This window comes from Caloramator sp. (genome assembly GCF_020054765.1).
Taxonomy (GTDB): domain Bacteria; phylum Bacillota; class Clostridia; order Clostridiales; family Caloramatoraceae; genus Thermobrachium; species Thermobrachium proteoclasticum.
On record NZ_JAIHAO010000046.1, the window covers coordinates 1 to 23,805 of the forward strand.

Here is a 23,805-nt window from a genome sequence, read left to right on the forward strand (position 1 = left end):
TATTTAATTAAAATGTATGAAATGTATGCTAATACAAATACATCTTTAGGTAAAATAAGCGATTATTTAAACGAAAATAATATACCTGCCCCAGATGGTGGAAGGTGGGATTCTAACAAGGTTAGTAGGATTTTACATAATCCTGTTTATGTTAGAGCGGATGCCGATGTTTACCAATACTATAAAAATAGAGGTTGTATCATTAGTAATGATATATCGGATTTTATTGGTACAAATGGTTGCTATTTGTACGGTAAAAGGGATTCTAACGAAAGAAAATATACAAAAGTAGAAAATCATGTATTATCTTTGGCTTTACATGAGGGTATTATAGATTCTCACACATGGTTATTATGCCAGTACAAACTAGACAGCAACAAACAAATTAAAAATGATGGTAAAGGTAAACATACATGGCTTTCAGGTATTGCTAAATGTGGATATTGTAAATATGCAGTTAGCGTTATAAAATCAAGCACAGGTAATTATAAATACTTTAATTGCAGGGGAAAAACTAACCTAAAAATATGTAAAGGACATTCAAGACCTATTTTAGTTAGTGATGTTGAAACTATTATTGAAGAACGATTATTTGAAAAAATAAAGCAACTAAAGCATATAACCGTTGACACACAAGTAAAAGAAGATATAAACATAAATAGGATTAAGTTACAATTAATTGAAATAGATAAACAAATTGAAAATCTTGTGGAGAAAATAGCAGAAGCGAACGATATTGCTATGAAATATATTAACGAAAAAATAACATCTTTAGATAGACAAAAAAGTAGTTTACTTGAAGAATTGCAAAAATTAACGCTTGAAAATAGTAAAAGTATATCTATGAATGATATATTTAAAAAAATTGATAATTGGCAAAATATGACTTTAGAAGAAAAAAAGCAAATATGCAGTAGTTTAATCAATAAAGTATATATTACAGATGATGAAATAAGCATCGATTGGAAAGTTTAACCTTTTACTTTTGTATCTAAACTTGATGATAATTCAATCTGAGATAATGCCTCTCAAATATAACCTATCTAAAGATGAATATTTGAAACTCTGGAATGAGAGTACAAACAAAGCCCAAAAAATATGGAAAAAATTGCTTGAAGACAACCAAAAGTTTTATATCAAGGATAAATATTTAGATATAGAATATTTGTCAGACAAAAAAATATACAGACGTAAGCCACTGAGTAGAGGCAGACCTAAAAAAACCGATAACAAAGAAACTCGTATAACTATTAGATTAGATGCAATTACTACAGATAGATTAAAAAAATATTGTCAGACAAAAAATATATCAGAAAGTGAAGCAATACGACAAGCAATACAGATGTTGAGCATATAGTTAGTTACATACCCGTTTATTGACAAATAAGCAAAAATGAGTTAAACTAAAGAAAAAACTAAAGGAGATGATTTTATATGTACGTAATTCAGGACAAAGAAACAAAAACTTATCTATCGGATTTTTCTTTTCAAATGGTGAACAAAAATGAAAATAAATGGTTGTATACCACGTACACAGGATTATTAGGCACTAGGTTTTATGCTAAAAAAAAAAATGCTCAAAAAGTATTGAATATTTTGCAGGAATACAACGAAGAATCGGCACTACATAGACAAATGCAAATAGTAGAAGTTGATACAGATGAGTTACCAATAGGCGATAGTGTATATATCTATAACTAAACAAAAAAATGACTTCCTAACATGGGAAGTCATAACGACAAAATATAAATATAATATTCGACGTTACGTCGATTGAACAAAAACTAGATTTGATTTTAAAAGTGAATAAAAGTGTCTTTTTTTTATTTATTATTAGTTTTATTGTTGTCGAGATATTTTTTAAAAACATCTAAAATTTCATTAAACATTTGTTTTTTTGCTTCAAGGGATAAATTACCAATCTCATAAAATGGCAAACCGATTAGGCTTAACATAAAGTTAGCACCCATTGAGGTTAAATTAAAGTTAAAGTTTGTCAATAATTTGAGCATATCTTCCTGATTGTTAACTTTGCGATATATTTGGGTCAGATTATCATTGATTGTTCGCATGATCCTGTAGTATCTATCGTGCAAATCAAAGTCAAACAAAGACAATTGTCCTATATAATCATCATCTTCTTGTTCGTCATCTTTTATTTGTAATAAATTATCAATATAATTTTTTAATTCATCACCTTCAATATTTAAAATGCGTTTTAATAGCTTCTCTAATTCTTCATATTTAATTTTTTTAATAACACCTTTTTCGATATGGGAAACATATCCAGGCGATTTGCCGAGTTCCTCTGATAATTTAATACCTGGTATTTTACGTTTTTTACGCTCACTTTTTATAGTATTTCTTATATTTTCAGTTAAAATTATATAATCTTTCATTTTTATCACCCATACAATATTATATTTATATTTTATAAGAATGTCAAGCAATTTATTATTAATATAAATATAATATAGCAAATATTAAAGCAAAATCGAGATAATGAGAGATATTTAGATATATATTAAAAAAAAATAATATTATATTTATAATTAATATTGCCAATATAAATTATATAAATGTTAAAAATATAATTATATGCTTGACAAATATAATGTATGGATATATAATACAATTAGAGAATGAAAGATATACTTAAAAAAATTCATAAAAAACATAGGAGGGTCAAACGCATGGTTAAAAAATGTTTGTGAACAAAAAGGCAAAGACATGAATTAATGAAAGGATTGGAAGAAGACCTAAAAAGAAAAATTAATGCTGTTAATCAGTACATTACTAGCAATAATATCCAAAGAGTAAAAATTTGGATACATAATTACTACACAAAGCTTGATCCGCATCGGCCACTTGCATTTTTGCATTTTTCAGTTGATTATGTAAAAGAAAAAATAAGTAAATACTTGGCAGCGTAAAACGAAAGGGGAATGTATTTTGTTGCAAAAGCAGGTTTATGTATACAATGTAGATACAAGCGATTTTTTTACAGACGATGAAAGGCAAATATATAATACAATGCACTATTACAAAAAAATAAGAAGTAACATTATAAAAATCGAAAATATAATTAATGTAAAAAATCAAAATTTGAAGTGCATAGAAAAAGCCAAAAAAATAACTGAAAAATATAAAAATTCAAAAAGAAAATCTGCTGTTAAAAGAATTAAAAAATTACAAAATATGGTTAGTAATAAAAAGATAGAATTAATTAAGTCAAATATTCAAAAACTTGAGAATATAAAAGAAAATATGCTCAAAAACATCAATACTGAACATATTGATAAAGCAATTGCAATAATAAAAAAATATAATATTCAATGTGACAACATTGAAGAAACTAAAAACAATTTGATGAATTTAATCTCTGAGATTCAAAAGACAGATGAAACAAAAAAAGAATTATTAGAATCATTAAACAAAGTATATAATCAGCTTAATGCTTTGCTTAAAGACGATGTAATATCTGAAAATAAAAGAATTAGAACTCTCAACGAAGAAAGAATTAAAGACCATATTATCATTAAAAAAGGCAAGACTGGAGAAAATGATAAAGAAATAAAAATAACAAAAAAAGTAGCGGTATTTGATAGCTTTCTTACAAGAACACTCGGAATTGAAACAGGTACAACTACAGAAGATATTTTTATTATAGATGTTTATTATTACAATGTGCTTGAACAGTTGATTGAAAACGGATTCTATTTCAAAAATAGAAAATATAAGTTTTTCACATCATCAGCAGGGCAGATAAGGGACAAAAAAATAGTTTCGATTAATAAAGAAATATTTGAAGCTAAAGAAAAAACATTATTATGCGGGCTAAGCATTGACAGAATTAATGAAACTGTTGTAAATGAGGAAACTAATGAAAAAGGTTGCAACATCACAAAGTTTTTGGCCTATGAAGCTTTAACAATGTCAGCAACAGATGAATTCAAAGGATTTGACATTGATGAATGTATTGTTGTAGACGATTTTTCTACAAAAATAAACGAGGAAGTTAATTATATTGATACAGAAAATTTTACAATAACACCTACAAAAGAAGATATAGAAATCACTCATACAGATGGATGCGGAATGTGCTTGCCGGAAACTAGTAAAAAAGCATTTGTGTTTAGAGCACCCTGGCTCAAAGGGCTAATAGTGCCTTTTGATTTTGTACGATTTATTAATGAACATGAAAAGGCAAAGCATATTGTTAAAGATATATATGACGATGAATGGAATATATTGACAGGCGAGTGTTTAACTAATCAGAAAGCTAGCGGAAAGCCGATAAAGTATATATTTACAAAGTCGATGTTCAAGATGTGCAAATATTATGATAACTGGCAAGAATACAAAGAAGCGTTCAAAAAATATGGTTGCACAGCAGGTATATGTTCTCGAGAGCTAGCGATAGAAGAATACAAAGACAAGCAAATGCCTTATCAAATGCTTCAAACGCTTGATTTGACTGATGATGAAATTAAGGCTATAACTAAAAAGACATTAGATTTTTTAAAGGCGGCTCATACAGATATTGAAGCGATGAAACAAATTATAAATGCAGGAATAAAGAACAGAAATGCTTTTCAGCAAGCTTTTGAATTGTACCCTGAAATCATAAAAGACCCTTATTTTAAGCAAGTTTTACAAGATACTATTGCCTCAAAAAGGAAACAAGCAAAAGCAGGAAAAATAGAAATAGCGGAATCAAGATATGTATTCATTGCTCCTGATTTGTATGCTTTTTGCGAGTGGTTATTTTGCAACACAGATAAGCCAGAAGGTTTATTAAAAGAAGGCGAAATGTATTGCAAACTTTATAATAACAATCAAAAGCTTGATGTATGCAGAAATCCGCATTTATCATTTGAACATGCTGTCAGAATCAATAATCTAAGTGAAAAAGCTAAGAAATGGTTTGATACAACTTGCATATATACAAGCATACACGATTCAATAAGCAAAATTTTACAATTTGATGTGGATGGAGACATTGCTTTAGTAATCGCAGAACCTGTTATTGTTCAGGCAGCAGAAAGAAAACTAAAGGAAAAGAAAATAAGGCCGCTTTTTTATAAAATGGCAAAGGCAAGCGCAGAACAAATAAGCGAAGAATCAATTTATGCTAGCCTGAAAAAAGCCTTTGAATATGGCGGCAAAATTGGCGAATATTCAAACATGATTAGCATTTTATGGAACAAAGAAAATAGAACTGAAGAAGATGAAAATTTGATAAAAATACTTACAGCATTAACAAATTTTTCAATCGATGCGGCTAAAACAAAATATATGCCTAAATTGTCTCCAGAATTAGAGAAAAAAATAAACAAATTATCGAAAGAGCCATTGCCTTATTTTTTCAAGTATGCAAAAAATAAAAATGAAAATAAGGTTGCAAAAATCAACAATAGCACAGTAAACAGAATTTGCAGAATATTTGAGGAACAAACAAAAGAAAAATATACATTTCCTGCAACAAAGTTTTACTACAAATTTTTGATGAATAATCCTAAAATCAAAGTAGATGAAAAAGTAATACAATTATACCAAAAACTTGATAATAGAAAAAATGAGTTTTTCAGGAAAAACAAAAATGCAGAAAGAGAAGCAATACAGGCTATGTATGCAGATTTAAGACAAGAATTTATAAAAGAATTTTCGCAGTATAAGATTAAGGATATTGTTGATATGTTACTAGTACATCTTAAAGGAAAGGCATATAAAACGCTTTTGTGGGAAATTTTCGGTTTTGAGATAGTGAAGAATATAAGAAAAAATCTATCAAAGATAAAAATAATGAGACAGAAACAACAAAATAATAGACTGCAATATATCAACTGTATTGATTGTGGAAAAGAAATAATAAAGCAGAGCAATGCACAAAAATATTGTTCAAAATGTGCAAAGAAACACAAATATCAAAAATCGGCATAAACACAGTAATATCAAGCATTTCAAGGTATTTTCAAGATAAATTTCTATTTTCCGAAAAATACCTTGAAACCTGCTTAATTACTGTATTAGAAGGCAATTTTCCAATTCTCTATCTAATGGAGAGAAAATCAACGCATAAAATCTCTACGATAATACTATCATATTAAAACACAATATGTCAAGAAAATTTTTTTAAAAAATTCATACAATTTTTTATAAGGGTAGGGGAGGTTATGAAACTAAAACAAAGCGAAGTCAGAGAAAAATTTAGATTCTATCTAAAAACTTACGGACTTAAATGTAATTTTGTTGCAAAACAACTGGGGATTAATGTTAGCTTGCTAAATAAATTCAAACTTGGTACAGCTAATCTTCCAGAAGAACAATTATTAATGTTAAATGACTTTTTGGACGATAGATTCTCATTATTACGCTAATTAACGCATTTTGCGTTAATATATTATCAGTCATTTTTGCATTCTCCTTTCATTCTATAATGATTAAAATAATCTCTCGATGCAGGCTGTACTTATTCGTGCAGCCTCAAAACCTTTTTTTATGCTAAAAATTAATAAAAGTGAGGTTTTATCGAAATATGGAATATATAGGAAAATACATTGTTGAGGATGAAAATAATTATTTAATTCGACTATCTAAAAAGCACTTGATTTATTTAAACTTGATTTTTGAATTTGTTGATGATAACTTGCTTCAGCAAACAAAGGATTTGAAATACTTTTACCATGAAATCAAGCAGGAATTGGATGACATCCTTAATCCTGTTAATGATTTATATAATGAATAATATGGGAGGATATAGAAAATATGGAAAATAACAAAAAGTATTTGAAAGTCTATACAAATAGCATGATGAGATATTTAACACAAAAAGGATTTAAGTTTAACAACTTCAAAAAAACTAAAATATGGTATTTTGAACGAACGCCAGAAATTGAACGAGTGTTCGAGGAATACATATCTAAGTCAAAAACTTCTGCAAGTGCAGAAGATACAAATAAATAACTTGTAATTTTCACGCAGCTATTATTGGCATAATTAGTAAGTTTTGTTAGTTTTGTGCGGTGCAAATCCGCCTTCCTCCGACCAAAAAAGAAAACTAACTGGGCTTCGATAAAAGAAGGCTACGAGGAAATAGCCTGGGGAGCGGTAACGCTCCCTTGCCAAAAAACAGAAAATAAACCTAAAAGGAGTAGAAAGCATGAATAATAGTGTAGTTATATACACACCAAGTTTAGCCAGACATTTATTTAAAAAAGGTTTCAAATTAGTTGATTTCAAAGCCGACAGGAAAAATTATGTTGCTACAGTATTTTTCTTTGAGAACACAGGGGAAATCTGGGAAGAAATAAAGAATTTTAAAGAAAGGGGAGCGGATATTCTTGAGAGCGGAAGAAATTCAAAAAATACTAATGGAAGATAATGGAGGATTTATTGCTGTAAATAAAAATCTAATTGCATCAATTGGACTAAATGAAGCAATTGTTTTTTGTGAACTTGTATCAAAATATAATTACTATGAAAAAGAAAATATGCTAAATGATGGTTATATGTACTGCACGTATGATGACCTCAAAATATCAACAGGGCTATCACAAACAGCACAAACAAACGCTATAAAGAATCTAGAAAAATTAAATTTAATTAAGTGTGTTATTACAGGCTTCCCAAAGAAGCGATATATTACTGTTTTAGATGCTGAATTAAGCAAGTATCTGCAACAAGGCAAAGAAAAAATAGAACAACTAAAGAAAAAAATAAGACATTATCAGTATATTGATATCAATAATATGGATATCAATACTATGGAAAACAATAATATTGATAACAATATATCAGTATATACAAATCAATATGACAGTATATCGAAATCAATAAACAGTGATATTGATATCAATACACAGTATATTGAAAACGATATGCAGTATATTGATATCAATATGCCATTATATACGAATCAATACCGAATAATAAATAATAATAATAAAAATATAAATAATAATAATGAAATAATAAAAGAATATAATAATAATATAAATAATAAATTAATTAATAATATTTCCTACAACAGAGAAAATGATAATAATGATACTAGAAAAGAAAATAATTTTATTAATTCTCTTTTAGCAGTTGAAGAAGAAAATAATGATTATCATTATTTAGTTGTAAATAATAAGATATCTACACTATCAAAAGATATGATTATTAATTACTATCTTGAGCAATATAAAATAGCATATAAAAAAATCCATAGTAAGATAAACAATCAAAATGTATATTCAAAGATAGATGATTTATCTTCTAGGTATGGCATAAATAGTGAAATGTGGATTGAATTAATTGATTATCATTTTTCTTCTAGTAACCTAGAAACAGATGGGAACATTCATCATTTTTTGAGTGACAATATAATAAAAAACTATCTTAGTAAAATTAACAAATTAAACAATTTTTCTGTTGTAGATAATAAAGAAAATAATCTAGAGTATGCACATATAGATAATAACATTAAAGAGATAATACAATATTTTATTGATAAATATTATTCCTGCTTTGGTCGTAATTACTGGGAAAAAGAAGATTTTTATGTAAGTGATATCAGAAAATATGCAGAAATGATTGAATTATTGAGTAGTGACTTTGGTATAGAAGCAACATTATATTGTTGGCGAAAAAATATTGATGTATTTTTTGAATTGCAAGAATATGGTAAAACTTTAAACACATTTTTGCAGCATGATGTAATTAATAATATAGTTGCTGAGCGAATGACAAATAATCAATATAAAGATGTATATATAGAAGAATATGAAAATGATGACTTGCCTTTTTAGTTTGTTGTACGCTTTATATTTTTATTTTATAGCCATTTTTTCATGCAGGTAATATAAAATTATTACCTGCTAATTTTAGTTTGTTTAAATTAATTTTAAAACAGGAGGTATTATATGGAAAATAATAGTTTGTCAGATGTTGAGTTAGAGCAAATGCTTATTAGCATTATTCATACCGAAAATAACATTTTAATGAAAAGAATCTGGGGTTGTCTAAAAAAAGAATTAGCAAAATCAAAAAATGAACTTCTCAATGAGTTAAAAAAGGGAGATAAATATGATAAGTGAAAAACAATTCTTAGAGTATCAAAAAATCATTGATGATATAGTATCTTGTACAGGTGGAGAATATGACAGAATGACGGATGAAGAAAAAAGTATAATTATAAATATTTCAATTGAGTTAAAAGAAATGCTTGATGAAATATATACAGAATATTATCCTGTATTATGTCAATGGGCAGCATTAGGAGAAAAGAATAGTATGTTAAATTAGCATATATTGTCAACTTGTAAATTGGAGGTGGTTAACGAATGTTAGATGATAAAAAGCTTCAAGCGATAGATTATTTAGCAAGTGGAGAGTACACAAAAACAGAAGTTGCAAAGCTTGTAGGGGTGTCGAGAACATCATTACACAAGTGGCTGAGCAAAGATGAGGAATTTATTGCTAAACTAAACGAACGCTTGCAGGAAATCAAAGACCAGTGTCAAAAAGAGTTTTATTATAGATTGCCGATTGCGATAGAAGAATACTGGAAGCTTGCCATGACTACAACATAATAGATGATGATATGATAGAAGCAGAATTAAAGCAGGTTGAAGAAGTGGAACAGATTGAAGAATAATTGCTTATATAATATGCATTATGTTACGAATAGAATGTAATTAAATATCTATTGTATTACATTTTCTAATTCCATTTATGGGTATAATTCCCATCAAAACATTGTTAATAATTCCATTTGATGGATAAAAAAAGCTAATTTTAGAATTAAACAGCATAGAAAATTAAAGCAATTTAAAGAAAATAAGAGATTGTATTATCAGAATTTTGTTCAAAAAATTGAATGTTTCACAGAGATAAAATCGCCGATAATCGGCTAAAACAAGCTGAAATCAAGATTAGATTGAATGATAATTAGACATTTGAACTATTTTGTATAATGTGAAGGAATTAACAAAATAAAAAACTGGAAATTGATTAGGGGGTATCCTTCTAAATTCACAGAGGGAGAAGGCGGTCAGGTTATCTCCACAATTTTTTATAATATTTTTCAACTCCGAGATACACATGTTGTTAATTATATGATATAATAACAAAAAATACTTATATGGGAGTTGAAGAAAATGAAAAGATTACAAGGATTTATTATTGGTTTTGTTGTATCATGTATACTACTATTAAACGTTAATGTTTTTGCAGATTCTATAAACGTTTTATTTAACTCTGTAAATATTAAAATAAATGGGGTTCAAGTAGCAAAAATAGGAGACAGTTACACTCTTTCAAATGGGGAAAAAGTACCTTTTAGTATATCATATAAAGGAACTACATATCTTCCTATGAGGAAGCTTGCAGAATTATTAGGTAAAGAAGTTACTTGGGATGGTAAAACAAAAACAGCTAGTGTAAATGATAAGGGAACGTCAGTACCGACAACAGAACCAATACAAATTCCGTCCTCAAGAGGAAATTCTTTTACAAATCCTGCGGGAGTAAATGATTTTTTTGATGTAAAAATGACTATGAATAAATTAGGATATTCTGGTACGATTGAATTTAATATAGGATTAACTGAAGTTATATCTGGCAATGAAGCATGGAATATAATAAAGTCTGCTGATAAGTACAATGAGGCAGCTCCAGATGGGAAAAAATATGTTTTAGCTAAATTTAAGATTAAAATTAAAAATATAAGTAATGCAAATAGTTTTAATTTATATTTATTAAATTTTGATGAATATAATAGTAAAGGTATAAAATATGATAATGATTTTCGTTGGATAAGAGGTATAAAGCCAAGCTTTGAAAACGAAATAACTAGTAATGTTGAATACGAAGGATATAAAGTTTTTATTGTTGATAATTCTGATGAGAAACCTGTTGTGGCATTAGATTTAGAATCTAATGGCAATAAATTATTTTTTTCTATTGCACCAACATCTACATCTGATCCAGTATCAACTCCTACGTCTACATTAACTACTAGCAATAGAAATATTAGTTCACTTTCAGAGTTAAAAACATTTTTAGAAACCAATTATTCAGAACTAAAAACATGTATAGGTACTACTAAGTTTACTTTTAATATTGTAGAAAACACTCGATCATTTATAGAGTACGATTATTGGATTCAAATTGGATATGAATACGATTTTTTTGAAGGCGCTATGACTAGCATAAAATATACTGATAAACAAAAAAATCAATTACGACAAGAGTTAAAAAACCATCAAGAGAATTTAGCGAAAGCGGTTATTTCTGCAATGCCAAATAAAAAGTTCTATGGTGGTTATTATGATTCGTGGTATAAATACCCAAATTTAAAAATTGATTTACAAACAAGACGTTATTATAGTTGGACTAATTATGACGAACCAGATATATTAAATGTAGATATAAATGATATATATAATTCTACTAAGCCATCAATATTTAGATGGTATCCTGATATTGATGATGAATTGTAAATAATTGTTATTCTACTAATTTATGTAGTATAGTTATTTTATGACCTTCTTAGTAAGGTCTTTTTTTATGCCCATTTTCAGCGGAAGGAGGAACTATGCAAGATGTCATAAACACAATAGAAAACAAACAGCTTTTATATAAATATTTGCAAAAATATCTTACTGAAGAAAAACAAATAAGTGAGCAGCAAGCTAAAGAAAAGGCATTAGCTTTGATTAAAAAAAATAAGAATACATTATTCGATTATGGCGGCCTAGCTTGGTGGCTAGGGCAAAAATCACTTGAATATTTCTGCATGATGTGGCTTCAGGATATATTTGTATCGAAGCCAAATAATCAAGCCAGACAATTATCAGAAACGCATTTTGAAGTTTGGGATTTATTAGAAAGATGCTTAATCAAGGATGAATTTGATAGATTAGTTTTATGTTTACCTAGGGGATTTGCGAAAAGTACAATAGTAACACTTGCAACAGTTATTCATCAGGCAGTTTATGGAAAAGGATTTTTTCAGATTGTTATGGGTAAAACTGAAGCGGATGCTCAAAACTTTATTTTTGATGTGCGAAAGCAACTTGAAGAAAATGAATTGATTCTCTATACATTCGGAAAGTTAATTGATACAAAGAATTTCACAGTAAATAAGAATGAACTGCATTTAACAAACAACTGTAAAATACTTGCTTTGTCAAGCACATCAAGTATAAGAGGCAGGAAGCATTTAGGCAAGAGACCTGATAGGATTATATTAGACGATACGCAGGGGCTTAACGATATAGTGACTGACGAAGCAAAGCAAAAGAAATGGGATACTTTTACAAAAGATATACTCTTTGCTGGTGATGAAGCGATTGTAAGAGACGGAAAAGTTATAAAATCGGCAACAAAATTTCTGGTTTGTGGGACTGTTTTAGCTCCGGATTGTTTTATTTCAAGATTGTTAAAAGAAAAGAGTTTTAAAAGCATTATCAAGCGTGCTATTCTTGTTAATGATATAGATGCTTTGTTTAGTGATGAATACTGGACTAAATTCAAAGAAATATATTTTGATAACAAAAATCAATATGCTGAAATAGATGCAAAGAATTATTATTATGACAATATCGACAAAATGCAATTTCCTGTTTTGTGGCCTGATAAATGGGACTGCTTATCTTTAGCTATCAGCTATTTCAATAATCCTTATGCTTTTAAGCAAGAAATGATGAATATTGCAGAAAATTCAAGCGGTTCAAGATGTTTCTTCAACGTCAAAACAATTCCCAGGATGGAAATGGAAAAAATTGAATTTGACAGGACTATGATGACTGTTGATTGTGCAGTAGAGACAGGCGAAAATAACGATTATACGGCGGTTTGTATAGGCAGCAGAGGATTAAGCGGACATAGATATATTAGAAAAGGCATGATATACAAAAAAGAATTCGATGAATCAGTAAAAACAGTTTTTGAATTGCTAAAACAATATCCTGAAATTACTCATGTCATAATCGAAAGAAACACATTTCAAGGCAGATTTGCAGCAGAGTTGCAAAAATTGGTTGATGAAGATTCAATGTTAAAGTATAGGAATATTGTTATTGTTGAAGAAAGGCAGCTAAGAAATAAAGAAAATCGTATTAGGGCTATTGCAGGAAAAGTCAATAATGGCTTTATTATCTTTTGCGAGGAAGATGAAGACTTTTATAATCAAATACTTGAATATAGAGGTTCAAAAGTAGGACATGATGATGCTGCTGATGCTTTAGAAATGCTTGATGCAAGGATTGATGAAATAAAAGTAATAAAACCTTTGAAGTTTTTTGATAGAAGTTTGCTTTTTGGGAGGTAATAAATGTTAATTCAAGATAGAACTTATGAAAGCATAATAACAATTGCTGATTATCTTTTCTGGCGGTGTCCAGAAGCTTATATAAAGCTTTGTAATACTTATTTTGGCGGTAATGTAAGAATATGCAAAGAATGAAGGTGATATATTGATAGATGAAAAAATAATAAAAGATTGCCTGTATGAGTTGAGAAACAGGCAGGCTAAATATAAAGTATATGAGCGATATTTCAACGGCGAACATGATATTTTATATAACTATGCCATGCAAGACGCAAGGAGCAATATGAAAGTTGTTGTCAATTTTCCGAGAAGGTTCATCCTGGAAGAAGTATCCTATGTTTTGGCTAATCCTGTTAATTATATATCTTTTGTGAACGATACTGAGTTGATACATCTTATTGATTTGAATTTTTCTCATTGGTCAAAAGTACATGATCAGGAACTTTTGAAACAATCTCAAATTTTCGGGGAATCGTATGAATTAGAATACATAAACAGAGACGGAGAATTCAGGGCAACAGTATTAAATCCGCTTAACTGCTATGTTTTGGAGGATGAAACAGCGGATAAAAATGTACTTTTAGCTTTGCATTTATTTAGTAAAAAGTTTGTAACCGACAGAGAATTCCTTGATGTGTATTTGCCCGATAGGATATTACACTATGAATTAAAAAGCGATAATTTAAACTTAATAGGCGAAAATACCCATATTTTTAAAGGTGTGCCTGTAAATATAATGCAGGGCAATGCAGAAAGAAAATCGGAAATAGACGATATAAAATCTCTTAACGATGCTTATAATAACGTTATTTCCGACTTAGTAAACGAATGTTCGGATTTTAGAAATGCCTTTTTTACTATTATTGGCGCAGAAGTAGAAGAAACTGATTTATTAAAAATGAAAAAATCGGGTGTTATACAAGTGCCAGCAGGCGCAAGTGTTAATTTCCTGATTAAAAATCTGAATGACAGCTTTATTCAGAATTTACTCACAACAATCGAAGAAAAAATATATCAAATTGCTTCACATATCAACAATCAAGAGAAAATGCAGTCAAATACTTCATCTTTAGCTATGCGAAGCAGGCTTATTTCTCTTGAGAACAAATGCTCACTAATGCAGAGTCAATTAGAAGTTGTTATAAAACAAAGACTAAAAAGATTTTTTGAGTATATTGAGCTAACGACTAATCAAAAGTATGACTATAGGACAATCAAATTGAAATTCAGTCCAAATGTGCCTTCAGACTTGGCCGCAATAGCACAGGTAATAACACAACTTCAAAACACTATATCTCAGAAAACAGCATTATCATTATTACCTTTTGTTGAAAATCCTGACGCTGAATTAGAGCAATTCATGAAAGAAAAGGAATTATTTGAAGGAATAAACCTTGATGGGGTTGTTGTAGATGAGTGATATTAAAAAAGATATTCAAAAAATCAGGCAGGAAGCAGAAAAACACGCTACAAAGAATATAAAACCTATATTGCAGGCATATAAGAGGGCTTTAGATGATGTGAGGGCTGAAATTGCAAAAATTTATATGGAATATAGCGAAGATGGGGAATTAAAAATAAGCAAGCAACAGCGTTATACAGTATTAAAACAGCTTGAAAAACAATTGATTGAGCAAGCAAAAGAGCTTGGCAATATTGACTTAGAACATACAACAAACATTCTTTCTGACGTTTATAAGGATTCTTATTATAAAACAGCATTTCTTGTTGAAAAAGGCATTGAAAAATCAATTAATTTCAGTATTCTAAGACCCGAATTCATTAATGCGGCAGTCAAAACGCCGGTTAAGGGTGAGATGTTTTCAGATAGAATCTGGAACAACAAAGAAAAGCTTGTGTCAAGGGTAAAACGTGATGTTGAGCGAGCTATGATTGAAGGAAAATCTCCTGAAAAGCTTGCAAGACAAATAAAAAATGATTTTGGCGTATCGGCTTATGAATCAAAACGGCTTATTTTTAACGAAGTTGCCCGTTGTGTCACACAGGCACAAAGCGATATATACGAAGAATCGGGAGTTGTGCAGGAAGTAATGTTTGACGCAACGTTAGATGAGAAAACATCTGAGATATGTCAAAACCTTGATGGCAAGCGTTTCCAGTTAGGTGATGAGCCTAAAATTCCCGAAGATACTCATGTCGGCTGTAGAAGCTGTATTATACCTGTTGTTGAAAACTGGAATCCAACAAGAAAGCGAGAAAACATCAAAGATGAAACAGGCACAAAACCGATAATTGATTATTTCGATTACGAAACATGGGCAAAATTCAAGGGCATTAGTTAACGTTAATTGAGCTTTAGACGTAAGTTTAAGGCTTTTATCATATTTTTAAAAATAAATTGCACTTATAGGGCTTGATGAACTATAAGGGCAGGAAAGGGGTTAATTATGGAGTTTAACGAAGTAAAAACATGGATAGAAACAAATATGAATGAGAATGAAGAATTAAAATCTTATCTTGCGGAACTGGGCAAAGTAACGCAGGAGAAGGTTGAAAAATGGATTGAAGAGGAAGAAGGAAAGAAATTCATTTCAAGAATCAATGACAAATTCTTCTCAAAAGCATTAGAAACCTGGAAACAAAATAATCTTGAAAAAGAGATTGAAAAGGAAATCAAAAAGAGGTTTCCTGAAAAATCTGAAAAGGATATTGAACTTGAGAAAGTCAAAGCAGAACTTGAAAAAATAAAGTCAGAAGCTATCAGAAAAGAATTGACTAACAAAGCTTTGAAAATAGCAACTGAAAAGAAGTTACCGACAGATTTAATCGATTATTTTATCGCAGACGATGAAGAAAACACAATTAAAAATCTTGAAAAGTTTGAAAAAATCTTTAACAAACATCTACAAGAAGCAATTCAAGAAAAAATAAAAGACAATTCTTACATTCCTCCAATATCACAAAACACAGATAAGAAATCTATTCAAGAAATTTTCAGAAAAGCTTTAAATAACTATTAATTTCAAGAAAGGACAAGGTGATTTTATGGCAAATACTATAGAATATGCAAAAGTTTTTCAGACAGAGCTTGATGCTCAAATGGTTGCAGGTGCAACATCAGGATGGATGGAACTTAATTCCAATTTGGTTAAATATAATGGCGGTAATGAAGTTAAGATACCTAAGGTAATAATGGATGGGCTTGCTGATTATGACAGAAGCAACGGATTTGTAAAAGGTGCAGTTAATCTTTCGTACGAAACACACACTTTGACAATGGACAGAGGCAGAACATTTACACTTGATGCTATGGATGTTGACGAAACTAACTTTGTTGCAACAGCAGGCGCAGTTTTAGGCGAATTCCAGCGTTCGCAGGTAATTCCCGAAGTTGACGCATACAGGTACAGCAAAATTGCTTCTCTTGCAATAGCTAACAATAGGGCAAGCGGTGGATATACTGCAAGCACAAGCGATATTTTAACAAGATTAATGAATGATATATATGCAGTATATGACATTGTGGGAGAAGGTGTGCCTCTTGTTATATCTTTGAATATGGCAATTGCTGGAATACTTGATACTGCTGATAAAATGGAAAAGAAACTTGAAGTAGTTGATTTTGTGCAGGGTAACGCAACAATGAAAGTAAAAAGCATTGATGGTATTCCTGTTGTTCGTGTGCCTTCTTCTAGAATGAAAACTGCTTATGTTTTCAAAGATGGTACAACTTTAAGACAGGAAGCAGGCGGTTTTGAGGCTGATGCAAGCGCAAAGGATATTAACTGGATTATTTCCGCACAGAACGCAGTAATAGCAGTTTCTAAAACTGATACTCCTAGGATATTTGACCCTTCTGTCAATCAGACAGCACATGCTTGGAAGATTGATTTGAGGAAATATCACGATTTGTTCATCCCTCATAATAAACTAAATGGTATATTCGTCAATATCAAGCAGGCATTAGCTTAATGATTAACAGGAGGTTGTATCAATGTTTGTTTTACAGAAATTGAATGTAGTAAAAATTGTTGATACAGCCGCTAAGAGAGATGAATTAATACATCAGGGGTTTGCGTTAGTGCAGACCCTTGATGATAAAAATAATGCGGTTGTAGAAAACAAATATGAAAAAATGGGCTGGCAAGAATTACGAAGATATGCAATGTCAAAGGGTGTAGATGTTGCTGAGAAAAAGAAAGCGGAAATAATTGCTGAACTCCAGAAGTTGGAGGGATAAAACATGCTTGAATTAATGAAATTATTATTAGGAATTACAGATAATTATAAAGATACTATATTGAATTTCTATATAGAAAAATCAATACTGGCAGTCAAAAACTATTCTTGCTTAGACATAATTCCCGAAGAATATAATAACGCTATTGTTGATTTAGCAATTTATTTTTACAAAAACAAAGATAAAATCGGTATTACTTCAATGACGCAGGGTTCAAGGTCGCAATCTATTGTTGACGGTATTCCGAATTCGATTAAAGCTATATTGCCTAAGCCTAAAATAAAGGTGGTGGGCGAATATGTTTTATGATAAACAAATTGAAGTTTTAGGAATATCCGAAGGTTACACAGACGATTACGGAATTTATCATCCTGGGCAAGAAACAGTCATAAAAACTATAGATTGTGATGTGCAGCCGTATTCTTCTGATTTGTTATATCGTGATTACGGCTATAATGAACAGGTAACAAAGCGTGTATTTTGTGATTTAGATCTTGATTTAAAAATAGGTGGCTATGTGAGATATAATAATCAAAGATTTGTTATCAAAAAAATAATAGAATGGGATGACTACATAGAGTTGATGTTATATGAGCAATAGTCCGTTTCAAAATGAAATAGAGAGAATCAAAAAAGCAAGAGAAAAAGCGGTTTTAGAAAGCTTATTAATAGTTGAAGCAGACGCAAAGTTACTTTGTCCTGTTTTCACAGGCACGCTAAAAAGGAGTCTTACACATGCCGTTAAGACAGAAGAAAATATAACAAAAGGTTCTATAGGTTCTAATGTAGAATATGCGTATTGGGCTGAGAAGCATCAACCATATTTAGAGCCAGCAGTAGACCAAAATTTAGAAAACATAAAAAGGAAAATAGCGGAAGTTTTAGCTCCGGAAAAGGAGTGATATAGATTTGAAAGTAATAAGGAAATATCTCATAGAAAATACAGAATTAATTAATCTTCTTGGCGGTCAATTTATTTGGTTGATTGAAAAGCCAAAAGAAATAAATGCGGATAATTATATCATCTATAAATATAAAGAATTAAACGGTGGCTATATAAAAGATTATCAGATTGAATTTAACATTATTGGCAAAGATTTAAACAAGCTTTTAACGATTCGTCAAAAATTAATTGAACTTCTCGATGATACCAGAAATGAGATAATAATAAAAGATAATGATACAACAATACGCAACACAAAATTATTGAACGGTGGCGGTATGGCAAAAAATCCAGAAACAGGAAACTATGAAATAATATTGTATTTTTTGATAAAAATATAGGAAAGGATGATTATCATGGCAATGAATTATCAGACCAGTGAGCCTATCATATTGGGTTCGGGTGAATTATACATCGGATTAGCAAGCGAAATAGCAGATTTGTCTAATCTTACGACGCAGGAAGAAGAAGCACTTGTTAATATAGGTGCAATTGAATCAGGTGCTTCAATTAAGATAAAAACCGAGAAAAAAGAAGTAAAAGCAGCAAATAGGGGGCTTATTAGAAAGTTTGTAGTAGACAAAGAAGTCACTTTTAGCACTGGTATAATGACATGGGTTATGAAAAATGTTGCTAAATACTTACTGGGTTCAACTTTCACTAAAGATGAAACTACTGGCAAAGAAAAATTCGTTTTGAATATAAAAGACGATGCTCCTATTATTTATTTGCGTTTTGTACACAAAAAGAAAACAGGCGGTTCATTGACGGTAAACATCTACAAGGCACAATTCGACGGAGATTTGTCGTTTACTTTTGATGATGAAAAGCCTCTAACTGTTGATTATGAATTTGTTGCTTTAGCAGACGATAGCGGAAATTATGTTGAATTCATTGAGACGTTTACAGATTAAGGGTAGTATATTCTACCCTTTTAAAATTTTAATAATGGAGGAATGTAACAAATGAGTAAAATAATAGATTTATCTGTATTAGTGAAAGACCCTCTTATTTTTAAGGATACACAGGGCGAAAGCTATACCATTCCTGGGGAAATATCAACTCAATTTGTTATAAAGTTATCGAAATATGCAGCAGATATTCAGAAAATCAAAGATGAAGCAGTTGCACTTGAAAAGATGCAGCAGATAGTTACTGATATATTGAGTTTAGACAAAAGTAAAAATATTACAATTGATTTTGTTAAAGAGAGATTTGATGATATTAGATTCTTGAAAATCATTATAAGCGAAATGATGAAGCATGTTAAGGAGATAGCGGAAGACCCAAACTCGAATTCCCTCGAATCAAATTAAAAGGTTCGGGGGTTTCTTATGAAAATAATAATGAAATTGAAATGATGGCTAATATTGCATTTCTTATAAAACAAAGCGGAATGAGCTATTTTGAGATTATGAATCTTCCTTATGCAGTATTTTTGTCCTTGCTCAAGCATTTTAAAATGTTTGAATTAATGCAAAATCCCGAATACGCAGAAGAACTAAGAAAAACAGAAAGATTAAAGCAAACAGAGCCAGATTGGGAAAGAATAAGACCTCTTGTAAGAAAGGAGGGGTAATGTGTCAGTTATTGATTTAGCGACATATAGTTTTAATATAGAGTTGAACGATGAAAAATTTTCTAAGGGCATGAAGGAAGCAGAAGAAAAAGCAGAAGGTTTTAAAAGCAAAATGAGCGGTTTAACCGATTTTTTGAAGGTATCTGTTGTAGGTGGACTTGCTGCAGTTGGTACAGCTATCGCAGGAACAATTGCAACAGGAATTAAAGCAACTGCTGATCTAGATGAGCAGATGAGCAAATTTAAAGCTTCTACAGGCGCAAACGCTCAAGATGTAGAAGAAATACGAAAATTAGCGCAGGATTTATATAAAACTAATACTGACAGCATGGAAGATATAGTAGCAACAGCAGCAGAGTTAAAGAAAAGCATGGGTTTGACTGCGGATGAGATTAAAAAGTATCAACAGGCATACATGGACTATGCAAAAACAACAGGGCAAGCAAATACTGATGTTGTTCAAGCTATAGATGATATTAGCGATGCTTGGGGATTGACAGCCGAAGAATCCGCAAAATCGTTAGACATGCTTAAAAAATCAAACGAAGAATTCGGGACAGATTTAGTAGCGGTTCAGGAAGCCTTAAAGGGTGTTGCTCCTGCTGCGAAAGCACTAGGATTAAGTTTCGAAGAAACAAACGGAATTATGAATCTTTTTGCTTCGTCTGGCTTGGATGCAGGACAAGCAATGACAGCTTTCACATATGCAGCTAAACAAGTAAAATCACCTGAAGAATTTAGAAAACTTTTAGCTGATATCCAATCAATAAAAGACCCTACAGAAAGAGCGCAAAAAGCAGTTGAATTGTTCGGAGCTAGAGCAGGCGTGGCAATGGCTAATGCCTTAGACGGTACGAAAAATCTACAAGATTTCATTGTGACTATGGATAGTGCAGCAGGTACGGTAACAAAAGCAAGCGCAGAATTTGATAATAACTTAAATGTTCAAATAGAATTAGCCAAAAAGCAGTTTACTGGATTAGTGCAAGAATTGGGCGAAAAATTCATGCCTGTAATAAATGAAATTTTAAAGTGGGTAACTGCAAACATGCCTGTAATTGTAGGTTACGTTGAAAATGCAATCAATTTTATCGGAAATATATTGAATCCATTTATTCAAATAATAAAAAATATAATAGCGACTTTTTCTCAAACAGAATCTTCAACTAATACTAGTTTTAGTAATATTAAACAAATAATAACTGAAACATTAGGTTCAATACAGCAGTTTATTCAGATTTTTATTGATGCTATTAAAACATTTTGGAATAAATGGGGTGCTGATATAGTTGCATTTGCTCAGAAATATTTTATAGCATTGAAAACTAATATTGAATCAGTTTTAAACATCATAAAAGGCATATTCCAGTTTTTCACAGCGTTGTTAAAAGGCGACTGGGAAGGAATGGGAAAAGCATTAGTTAGCATTGCACAAAATTTCTGGAACTTGATAAAAAATACTTTTAATATTGCTATAGATGCTATAAAACTAATACTTACAATAGCAGTCAATACTTTCACAACACTTGGCAAAAATATCATGAATGGGTTGTGGAAAGGCATAAAATTAATTTGGAGCAGTATTACTAGTTGGTTTTCAGATTCTTTTAATAATCTTTTCAAATGGTTTAACAATCTTGGTAAATCGTTTTATGACATTGGAGTTAACATATTCAACAGCATGTGGAATGGCTTAAAATCAGTATGGGACAACATAAAATCATGGGTTAACGATACTGTTTCCTGGCTTAAAAGCAAATTGCTTTTCTGGCAACAAAGTCAATCGAAAATGTCTAGCAATAGTAGCACTACATATACTGTACCCAGTTATGACGTAGGAACGCCATTTGTGCCTAATGACGGGCTAGCTTTTATTCATAAGGGTGAAATGATAGTACCTGCAAAATATAATCCGTATAATTCCAACAATGAAATGAAAACAGTACAGCCTCAAACGAAAGAAACGCATTATCATTTTGAAAATTTACACATTCATGCAAATGATCCTTCTGAAATGTTCAGAAAACTAAATCAATTAATGATTCAATACGGGTGATGTTATGACAGCAAATTTAATTGATTTTGTAAAATCTTTAAATAAATACATCCAGAAATTAATTGGAGAAGCAAAATATAATAAAACTGAATTTGGCGTTATTATTGGAACTAATCAAGATGGTTCTTATAAAGTCAAGATAAATGATAATATACATAATATATATGCAGTTGAAGGCTTAAACTTAGCGGTTAATGATATTGTCTTGATTGAGATAGCAAACAATAACTTTAGTTTTAAATATATAAAATGTAAGAGACCCAAACTCAACGATTATTAGAAAAAATTTTAAAGGTATTACTACGCAGCAATACCTTTATTTTTTCTTCTAAAAAATTAGTATTGACTATTGTTTTACAAAAATGTAATTAAACATACATTTTGATACCCCATTTTGATTTTTGTGCCGCTAGCAAACCTATTTCTCACCGTTTGAAAAATTTTTCATAATAGATATTATTCAACTATAATGTATGGTATAATAAAAAAAGTATATTATAAGGTAGATTAAAGGGAGGGGTTTAAATGAAATATTTTAGCGAAGATAGTAATTATATAAATGCTGAATGTGAGAAATGTAACAAAGTATTAAAAATTAAGAGAGAATATTGTAATTCTACAAATGAAGGTTTTAAATTAAATCCTCCAATAAGATGTTTTTGTGGAAATGTTTCTGATTTTATATTTGGTGATTCCAAAAATATTGCTACTTCCTCTAATAATATAATATTAAAATGTCCGAGGTGTGGTTCAACTCAAATTGCAGCAGGTAATAAAGGTTTCGGACTTGGAAAAGCAGCAGCAGGAGGTTTATTATTAGGTCCCGTTGGTTTATTAGGAGGATTAATTGGTAGCAGAAAAGTTATAATTACTTGTTTAATGTGTGGAAAAAAATGGGAAGCGGGGAAAAGATATTAATAAATGTATATGTTTATTTTAGTTAATTGATTCACTATATCTTTTATTTAATATCTGAAAAACCAGATTTTAAAATACAAATGTGGGGTGTATTTATATGGATATAATTGAAAAATGCGAATTAATAACAAGTAATTCTTTGGTATTTAATAGAGATACCGCTAAAAATGCCAAAATTGATTTAGAAATTTATAATGAAATTAAAAATGAAATAATAAGAGAACTTGAAAGTATAATAAATCCTATTATTCAAGATTATAAAAATTACGTAAAAGGTTGTTTTTATGAAAATTATCTTATGCAACAGAATAAAATTAACCATTACGAGATTGAGAAAAAATGTAATAATGTAAAAGATAAAATTAATTTTTATCTTAAAGCATTATGTGCTATTAATAAGAAAATCAATGAAATAACTTCAAATAATAATTAATTTATAAATTTAAAGTACCTTTCAAGAGAACATTTTGACCTTTTGGATAAAGGTACTTTTTTTATGTCAAAAACAAGTACAGGAGGAATTTACTATGACTTACCTTGAAAGAATTAAACTTGAATTACAGGATATTACCTTTACCGATAATGAATTAAGCATACTTGCACAGGAAAACGGTATTACTAATCCTAGTGCTGATTATGACCCAACGTCAAACACCGCTAAAAGGGCGATATATTCTACTGTTTTAAGTGTACTTGAAGCAATTGCTAATAATCCAAACCTTATGAAGAACTATAAAAATGAAGATATATCTATCATGGATTTTGCCGAAAGCATACAGAACAGAAT

The 23,805-nt window shown here is 30.0% G+C and carries 33 protein-coding genes; 32 read left to right on the forward strand and 1 reads right to left on the reverse strand.

From position 1 onward, the window contains the following. The 3 genes from JG776_RS10850 to JG776_RS10860 form a co-directional block, all read left to right on the forward strand. The coding region (locus JG776_RS10850) for a recombinase family protein (RefSeq protein ID WP_291967408.1) at positions 1-975 on the forward strand (975 nt) is incomplete at its 5' end. An 82-nt stretch (positions 976-1,057) separates the two neighbouring features. Further along, the gene (locus JG776_RS10855) at positions 1,058-1,357 is read left to right on the forward strand and encodes a CopG family transcriptional regulator (protein WP_291967410.1); all 300 of its coding nucleotides are present in this window, start codon (positions 1,058-1,060) and stop codon (positions 1,355-1,357) included. A 77-nt stretch (positions 1,358-1,434) separates the two neighbouring features. Beyond that, entirely contained in the window at positions 1,435-1,701 is a 267-nt protein-coding gene (locus tag JG776_RS10860; RefSeq protein WP_291967412.1) for a hypothetical protein, read from the forward strand. A 122-nt stretch (positions 1,702-1,823) separates the two neighbouring features. On the opposite strand, the gene JG776_RS10865 is transcribed toward JG776_RS10860, so the two are convergent. Beyond that, on the reverse strand, positions 1,824-2,399 hold the full coding sequence (locus tag JG776_RS10865; RefSeq protein ID WP_291967414.1) for a helix-turn-helix transcriptional regulator: 576 nt from the start codon (positions 2,397-2,399) through the stop codon (positions 1,824-1,826). 553 nt (positions 2,400-2,952) lie between these two features. Here JG776_RS10865 and JG776_RS10870 point away from each other — a divergent pair. The 29 genes from JG776_RS10870 to JG776_RS11010 form a co-directional block, all read left to right on the forward strand. Beyond that, the gene (locus tag JG776_RS10870) at positions 2,953-5,943 is read left to right on the forward strand and encodes a hypothetical protein (RefSeq protein WP_291967416.1); all 2,991 of its coding nucleotides are present in this window, start codon (positions 2,953-2,955) and stop codon (positions 5,941-5,943) included. A 233-nt stretch (positions 5,944-6,176) separates the two neighbouring features. Beyond that, positions 6,177-6,380, forward strand: a complete 204-nt coding sequence (locus tag JG776_RS10875; protein WP_291967418.1) for a hypothetical protein — start codon at positions 6,177-6,179, stop codon at positions 6,378-6,380. A gap of 158 nt (positions 6,381-6,538) precedes the next feature. Continuing rightward, positions 6,539-6,748 (forward strand): hypothetical protein, encoded by a 210-nt coding sequence (locus JG776_RS10880; RefSeq protein WP_291967420.1) that lies wholly within the window; start codon positions 6,539-6,541, stop codon positions 6,746-6,748. 20 nt (positions 6,749-6,768) lie between these two features. Then, entirely contained in the window at positions 6,769-6,966 is a 198-nt protein-coding gene (locus tag JG776_RS10885; protein ID WP_291967422.1) for a DUF5659 domain-containing protein, read from the forward strand. A gap of 196 nt (positions 6,967-7,162) precedes the next feature. Next, positions 7,163-7,384 (forward strand): hypothetical protein, encoded by a 222-nt coding sequence (locus tag JG776_RS10890; protein WP_291967424.1) that lies wholly within the window; start codon positions 7,163-7,165, stop codon positions 7,382-7,384. Continuing rightward, positions 7,344-8,795, forward strand: a complete 1,452-nt coding sequence (locus tag JG776_RS10895) for a hypothetical protein (RefSeq protein ID WP_291967426.1) — start codon at positions 7,344-7,346, stop codon at positions 8,793-8,795. The genes JG776_RS10890 and JG776_RS10895 overlap by 41 nt, the downstream gene beginning before the upstream one ends. Positions 8,796-8,909: 114 nt before the next feature. Beyond that, positions 8,910-9,083, forward strand: a complete 174-nt coding sequence (locus JG776_RS10900) for a hypothetical protein (protein WP_291967428.1) — start codon at positions 8,910-8,912, stop codon at positions 9,081-9,083. Beyond that, a complete protein-coding gene (locus JG776_RS10905; RefSeq protein ID WP_291967431.1) occupies positions 9,073-9,291 on the forward strand; it encodes a hypothetical protein in 219 nt (72 codons plus the stop codon). Before JG776_RS10900 ends, JG776_RS10905 begins: the two co-directional genes overlap by 11 nt. Before the next feature lie 38 nt (positions 9,292-9,329). Next, positions 9,330-9,578 (forward strand): phBC6A51 family helix-turn-helix protein, encoded by a 249-nt coding sequence (locus JG776_RS10910; RefSeq protein WP_291967433.1) that lies wholly within the window; start codon positions 9,330-9,332, stop codon positions 9,576-9,578. 567 nt (positions 9,579-10,145) lie between these two features. Then, positions 10,146-11,489, forward strand: a complete 1,344-nt coding sequence (locus JG776_RS10915; protein WP_291967435.1) for a stalk domain-containing protein — start codon at positions 10,146-10,148, stop codon at positions 11,487-11,489. A gap of 95 nt (positions 11,490-11,584) precedes the next feature. Next, a complete protein-coding gene (locus tag JG776_RS10920; protein WP_291967437.1) occupies positions 11,585-13,321 on the forward strand; it encodes a hypothetical protein in 1,737 nt (578 codons plus the stop codon). Between the two features lie 3 nt (positions 13,322-13,324). Next, positions 13,325-13,456, forward strand: coding sequence for a hypothetical protein (locus JG776_RS10925; RefSeq protein ID WP_291967439.1), 132 nt, complete (start codon positions 13,325-13,327; stop codon positions 13,454-13,456). Between the two features lie 10 nt (positions 13,457-13,466). Further along, positions 13,467-14,741 carry a phage portal protein gene (locus JG776_RS10930; RefSeq protein ID WP_291967441.1) on the forward strand — a complete coding sequence of 425 codons (1,275 nt, stop codon included), beginning with the start codon at positions 13,467-13,469 and terminating at the stop codon, positions 14,739-14,741. After that, positions 14,734-15,624 (forward strand): minor capsid protein, encoded by an 891-nt coding sequence (locus tag JG776_RS10935; protein WP_291967443.1) that lies wholly within the window; start codon positions 14,734-14,736, stop codon positions 15,622-15,624. Before JG776_RS10930 ends, JG776_RS10935 begins: the two co-directional genes overlap by 8 nt. A gap of 105 nt (positions 15,625-15,729) precedes the next feature. Continuing rightward, on the forward strand, positions 15,730-16,302 hold the full coding sequence (locus JG776_RS10940; RefSeq protein ID WP_291967445.1) for a DUF4355 domain-containing protein: 573 nt from the start codon (positions 15,730-15,732) through the stop codon (positions 16,300-16,302). 25 nt (positions 16,303-16,327) lie between these two features. After that, complete coding sequence (locus tag JG776_RS10945; RefSeq protein ID WP_291967447.1) at positions 16,328-17,254, forward strand: hypothetical protein; 927 nt, start codon at positions 16,328-16,330, stop codon at positions 17,252-17,254. 22 nt (positions 17,255-17,276) lie between these two features. Further along, the gene (locus JG776_RS10950) at positions 17,277-17,522 is read left to right on the forward strand and encodes a hypothetical protein (protein ID WP_291967449.1); all 246 of its coding nucleotides are present in this window, start codon (positions 17,277-17,279) and stop codon (positions 17,520-17,522) included. 3 nt (positions 17,523-17,525) lie between these two features. After that, positions 17,526-17,831 carry a phage head-tail connector protein gene (locus tag JG776_RS10955; RefSeq protein ID WP_291967451.1) on the forward strand — a complete coding sequence of 102 codons (306 nt, stop codon included), beginning with the start codon at positions 17,526-17,528 and terminating at the stop codon, positions 17,829-17,831. Next, positions 17,821-18,123, forward strand: a complete 303-nt coding sequence (locus JG776_RS10960) for a hypothetical protein (RefSeq protein WP_291967453.1) — start codon at positions 17,821-17,823, stop codon at positions 18,121-18,123. The genes JG776_RS10955 and JG776_RS10960 overlap by 11 nt, the downstream gene beginning before the upstream one ends. Next, on the forward strand, positions 18,113-18,424 hold the full coding sequence (locus JG776_RS10965; RefSeq protein WP_291967455.1) for a hypothetical protein: 312 nt from the start codon (positions 18,113-18,115) through the stop codon (positions 18,422-18,424). The genes JG776_RS10960 and JG776_RS10965 overlap by 11 nt, the downstream gene beginning before the upstream one ends. 7 nt (positions 18,425-18,431) lie before the next feature. After that, positions 18,432-18,806 (forward strand): hypothetical protein, encoded by a 375-nt coding sequence (locus JG776_RS10970; protein WP_291967457.1) that lies wholly within the window; start codon positions 18,432-18,434, stop codon positions 18,804-18,806. 15 nt (positions 18,807-18,821) lie between these two features. Continuing rightward, complete coding sequence (locus tag JG776_RS10975) at positions 18,822-19,379, forward strand: hypothetical protein (RefSeq protein ID WP_291967459.1); 558 nt, start codon at positions 18,822-18,824, stop codon at positions 19,377-19,379. A 51-nt stretch (positions 19,380-19,430) separates the two neighbouring features. After that, positions 19,431-19,781, forward strand: coding sequence for a hypothetical protein (locus JG776_RS10980; RefSeq protein ID WP_291967461.1), 351 nt, complete (start codon positions 19,431-19,433; stop codon positions 19,779-19,781). Positions 19,782-19,825: 44 nt separating this feature from the next. Continuing rightward, positions 19,826-20,044, forward strand: coding sequence for a hypothetical protein (locus tag JG776_RS10985; RefSeq protein WP_291967463.1), 219 nt, complete (start codon positions 19,826-19,828; stop codon positions 20,042-20,044). Between the two features lies 1 nt (position 20,045). Continuing rightward, positions 20,046-22,100, forward strand: a complete 2,055-nt coding sequence (locus JG776_RS10990) for a phage tail tape measure protein (protein WP_291967465.1) — start codon at positions 20,046-20,048, stop codon at positions 22,098-22,100. 4 nt (positions 22,101-22,104) lie between these two features. Continuing rightward, positions 22,105-22,380 (forward strand): hypothetical protein, encoded by a 276-nt coding sequence (locus tag JG776_RS10995; RefSeq protein ID WP_291967467.1) that lies wholly within the window; start codon positions 22,105-22,107, stop codon positions 22,378-22,380. Positions 22,381-22,625: 245 nt separating this feature from the next. Then, positions 22,626-23,018, forward strand: a complete 393-nt coding sequence (locus JG776_RS11000) for a hypothetical protein (protein WP_291967469.1) — start codon at positions 22,626-22,628, stop codon at positions 23,016-23,018. Positions 23,019-23,115: 97 nt separating this feature from the next. Next, positions 23,116-23,451, forward strand: a complete 336-nt coding sequence (locus JG776_RS11005) for a hypothetical protein (protein ID WP_291967471.1) — start codon at positions 23,116-23,118, stop codon at positions 23,449-23,451. 94 nt (positions 23,452-23,545) lie between these two features. Further along, on the forward strand, positions 23,546-23,805 hold a 260-nt coding region (locus tag JG776_RS11010), incomplete at its 3' end, for a hypothetical protein (protein WP_291967473.1).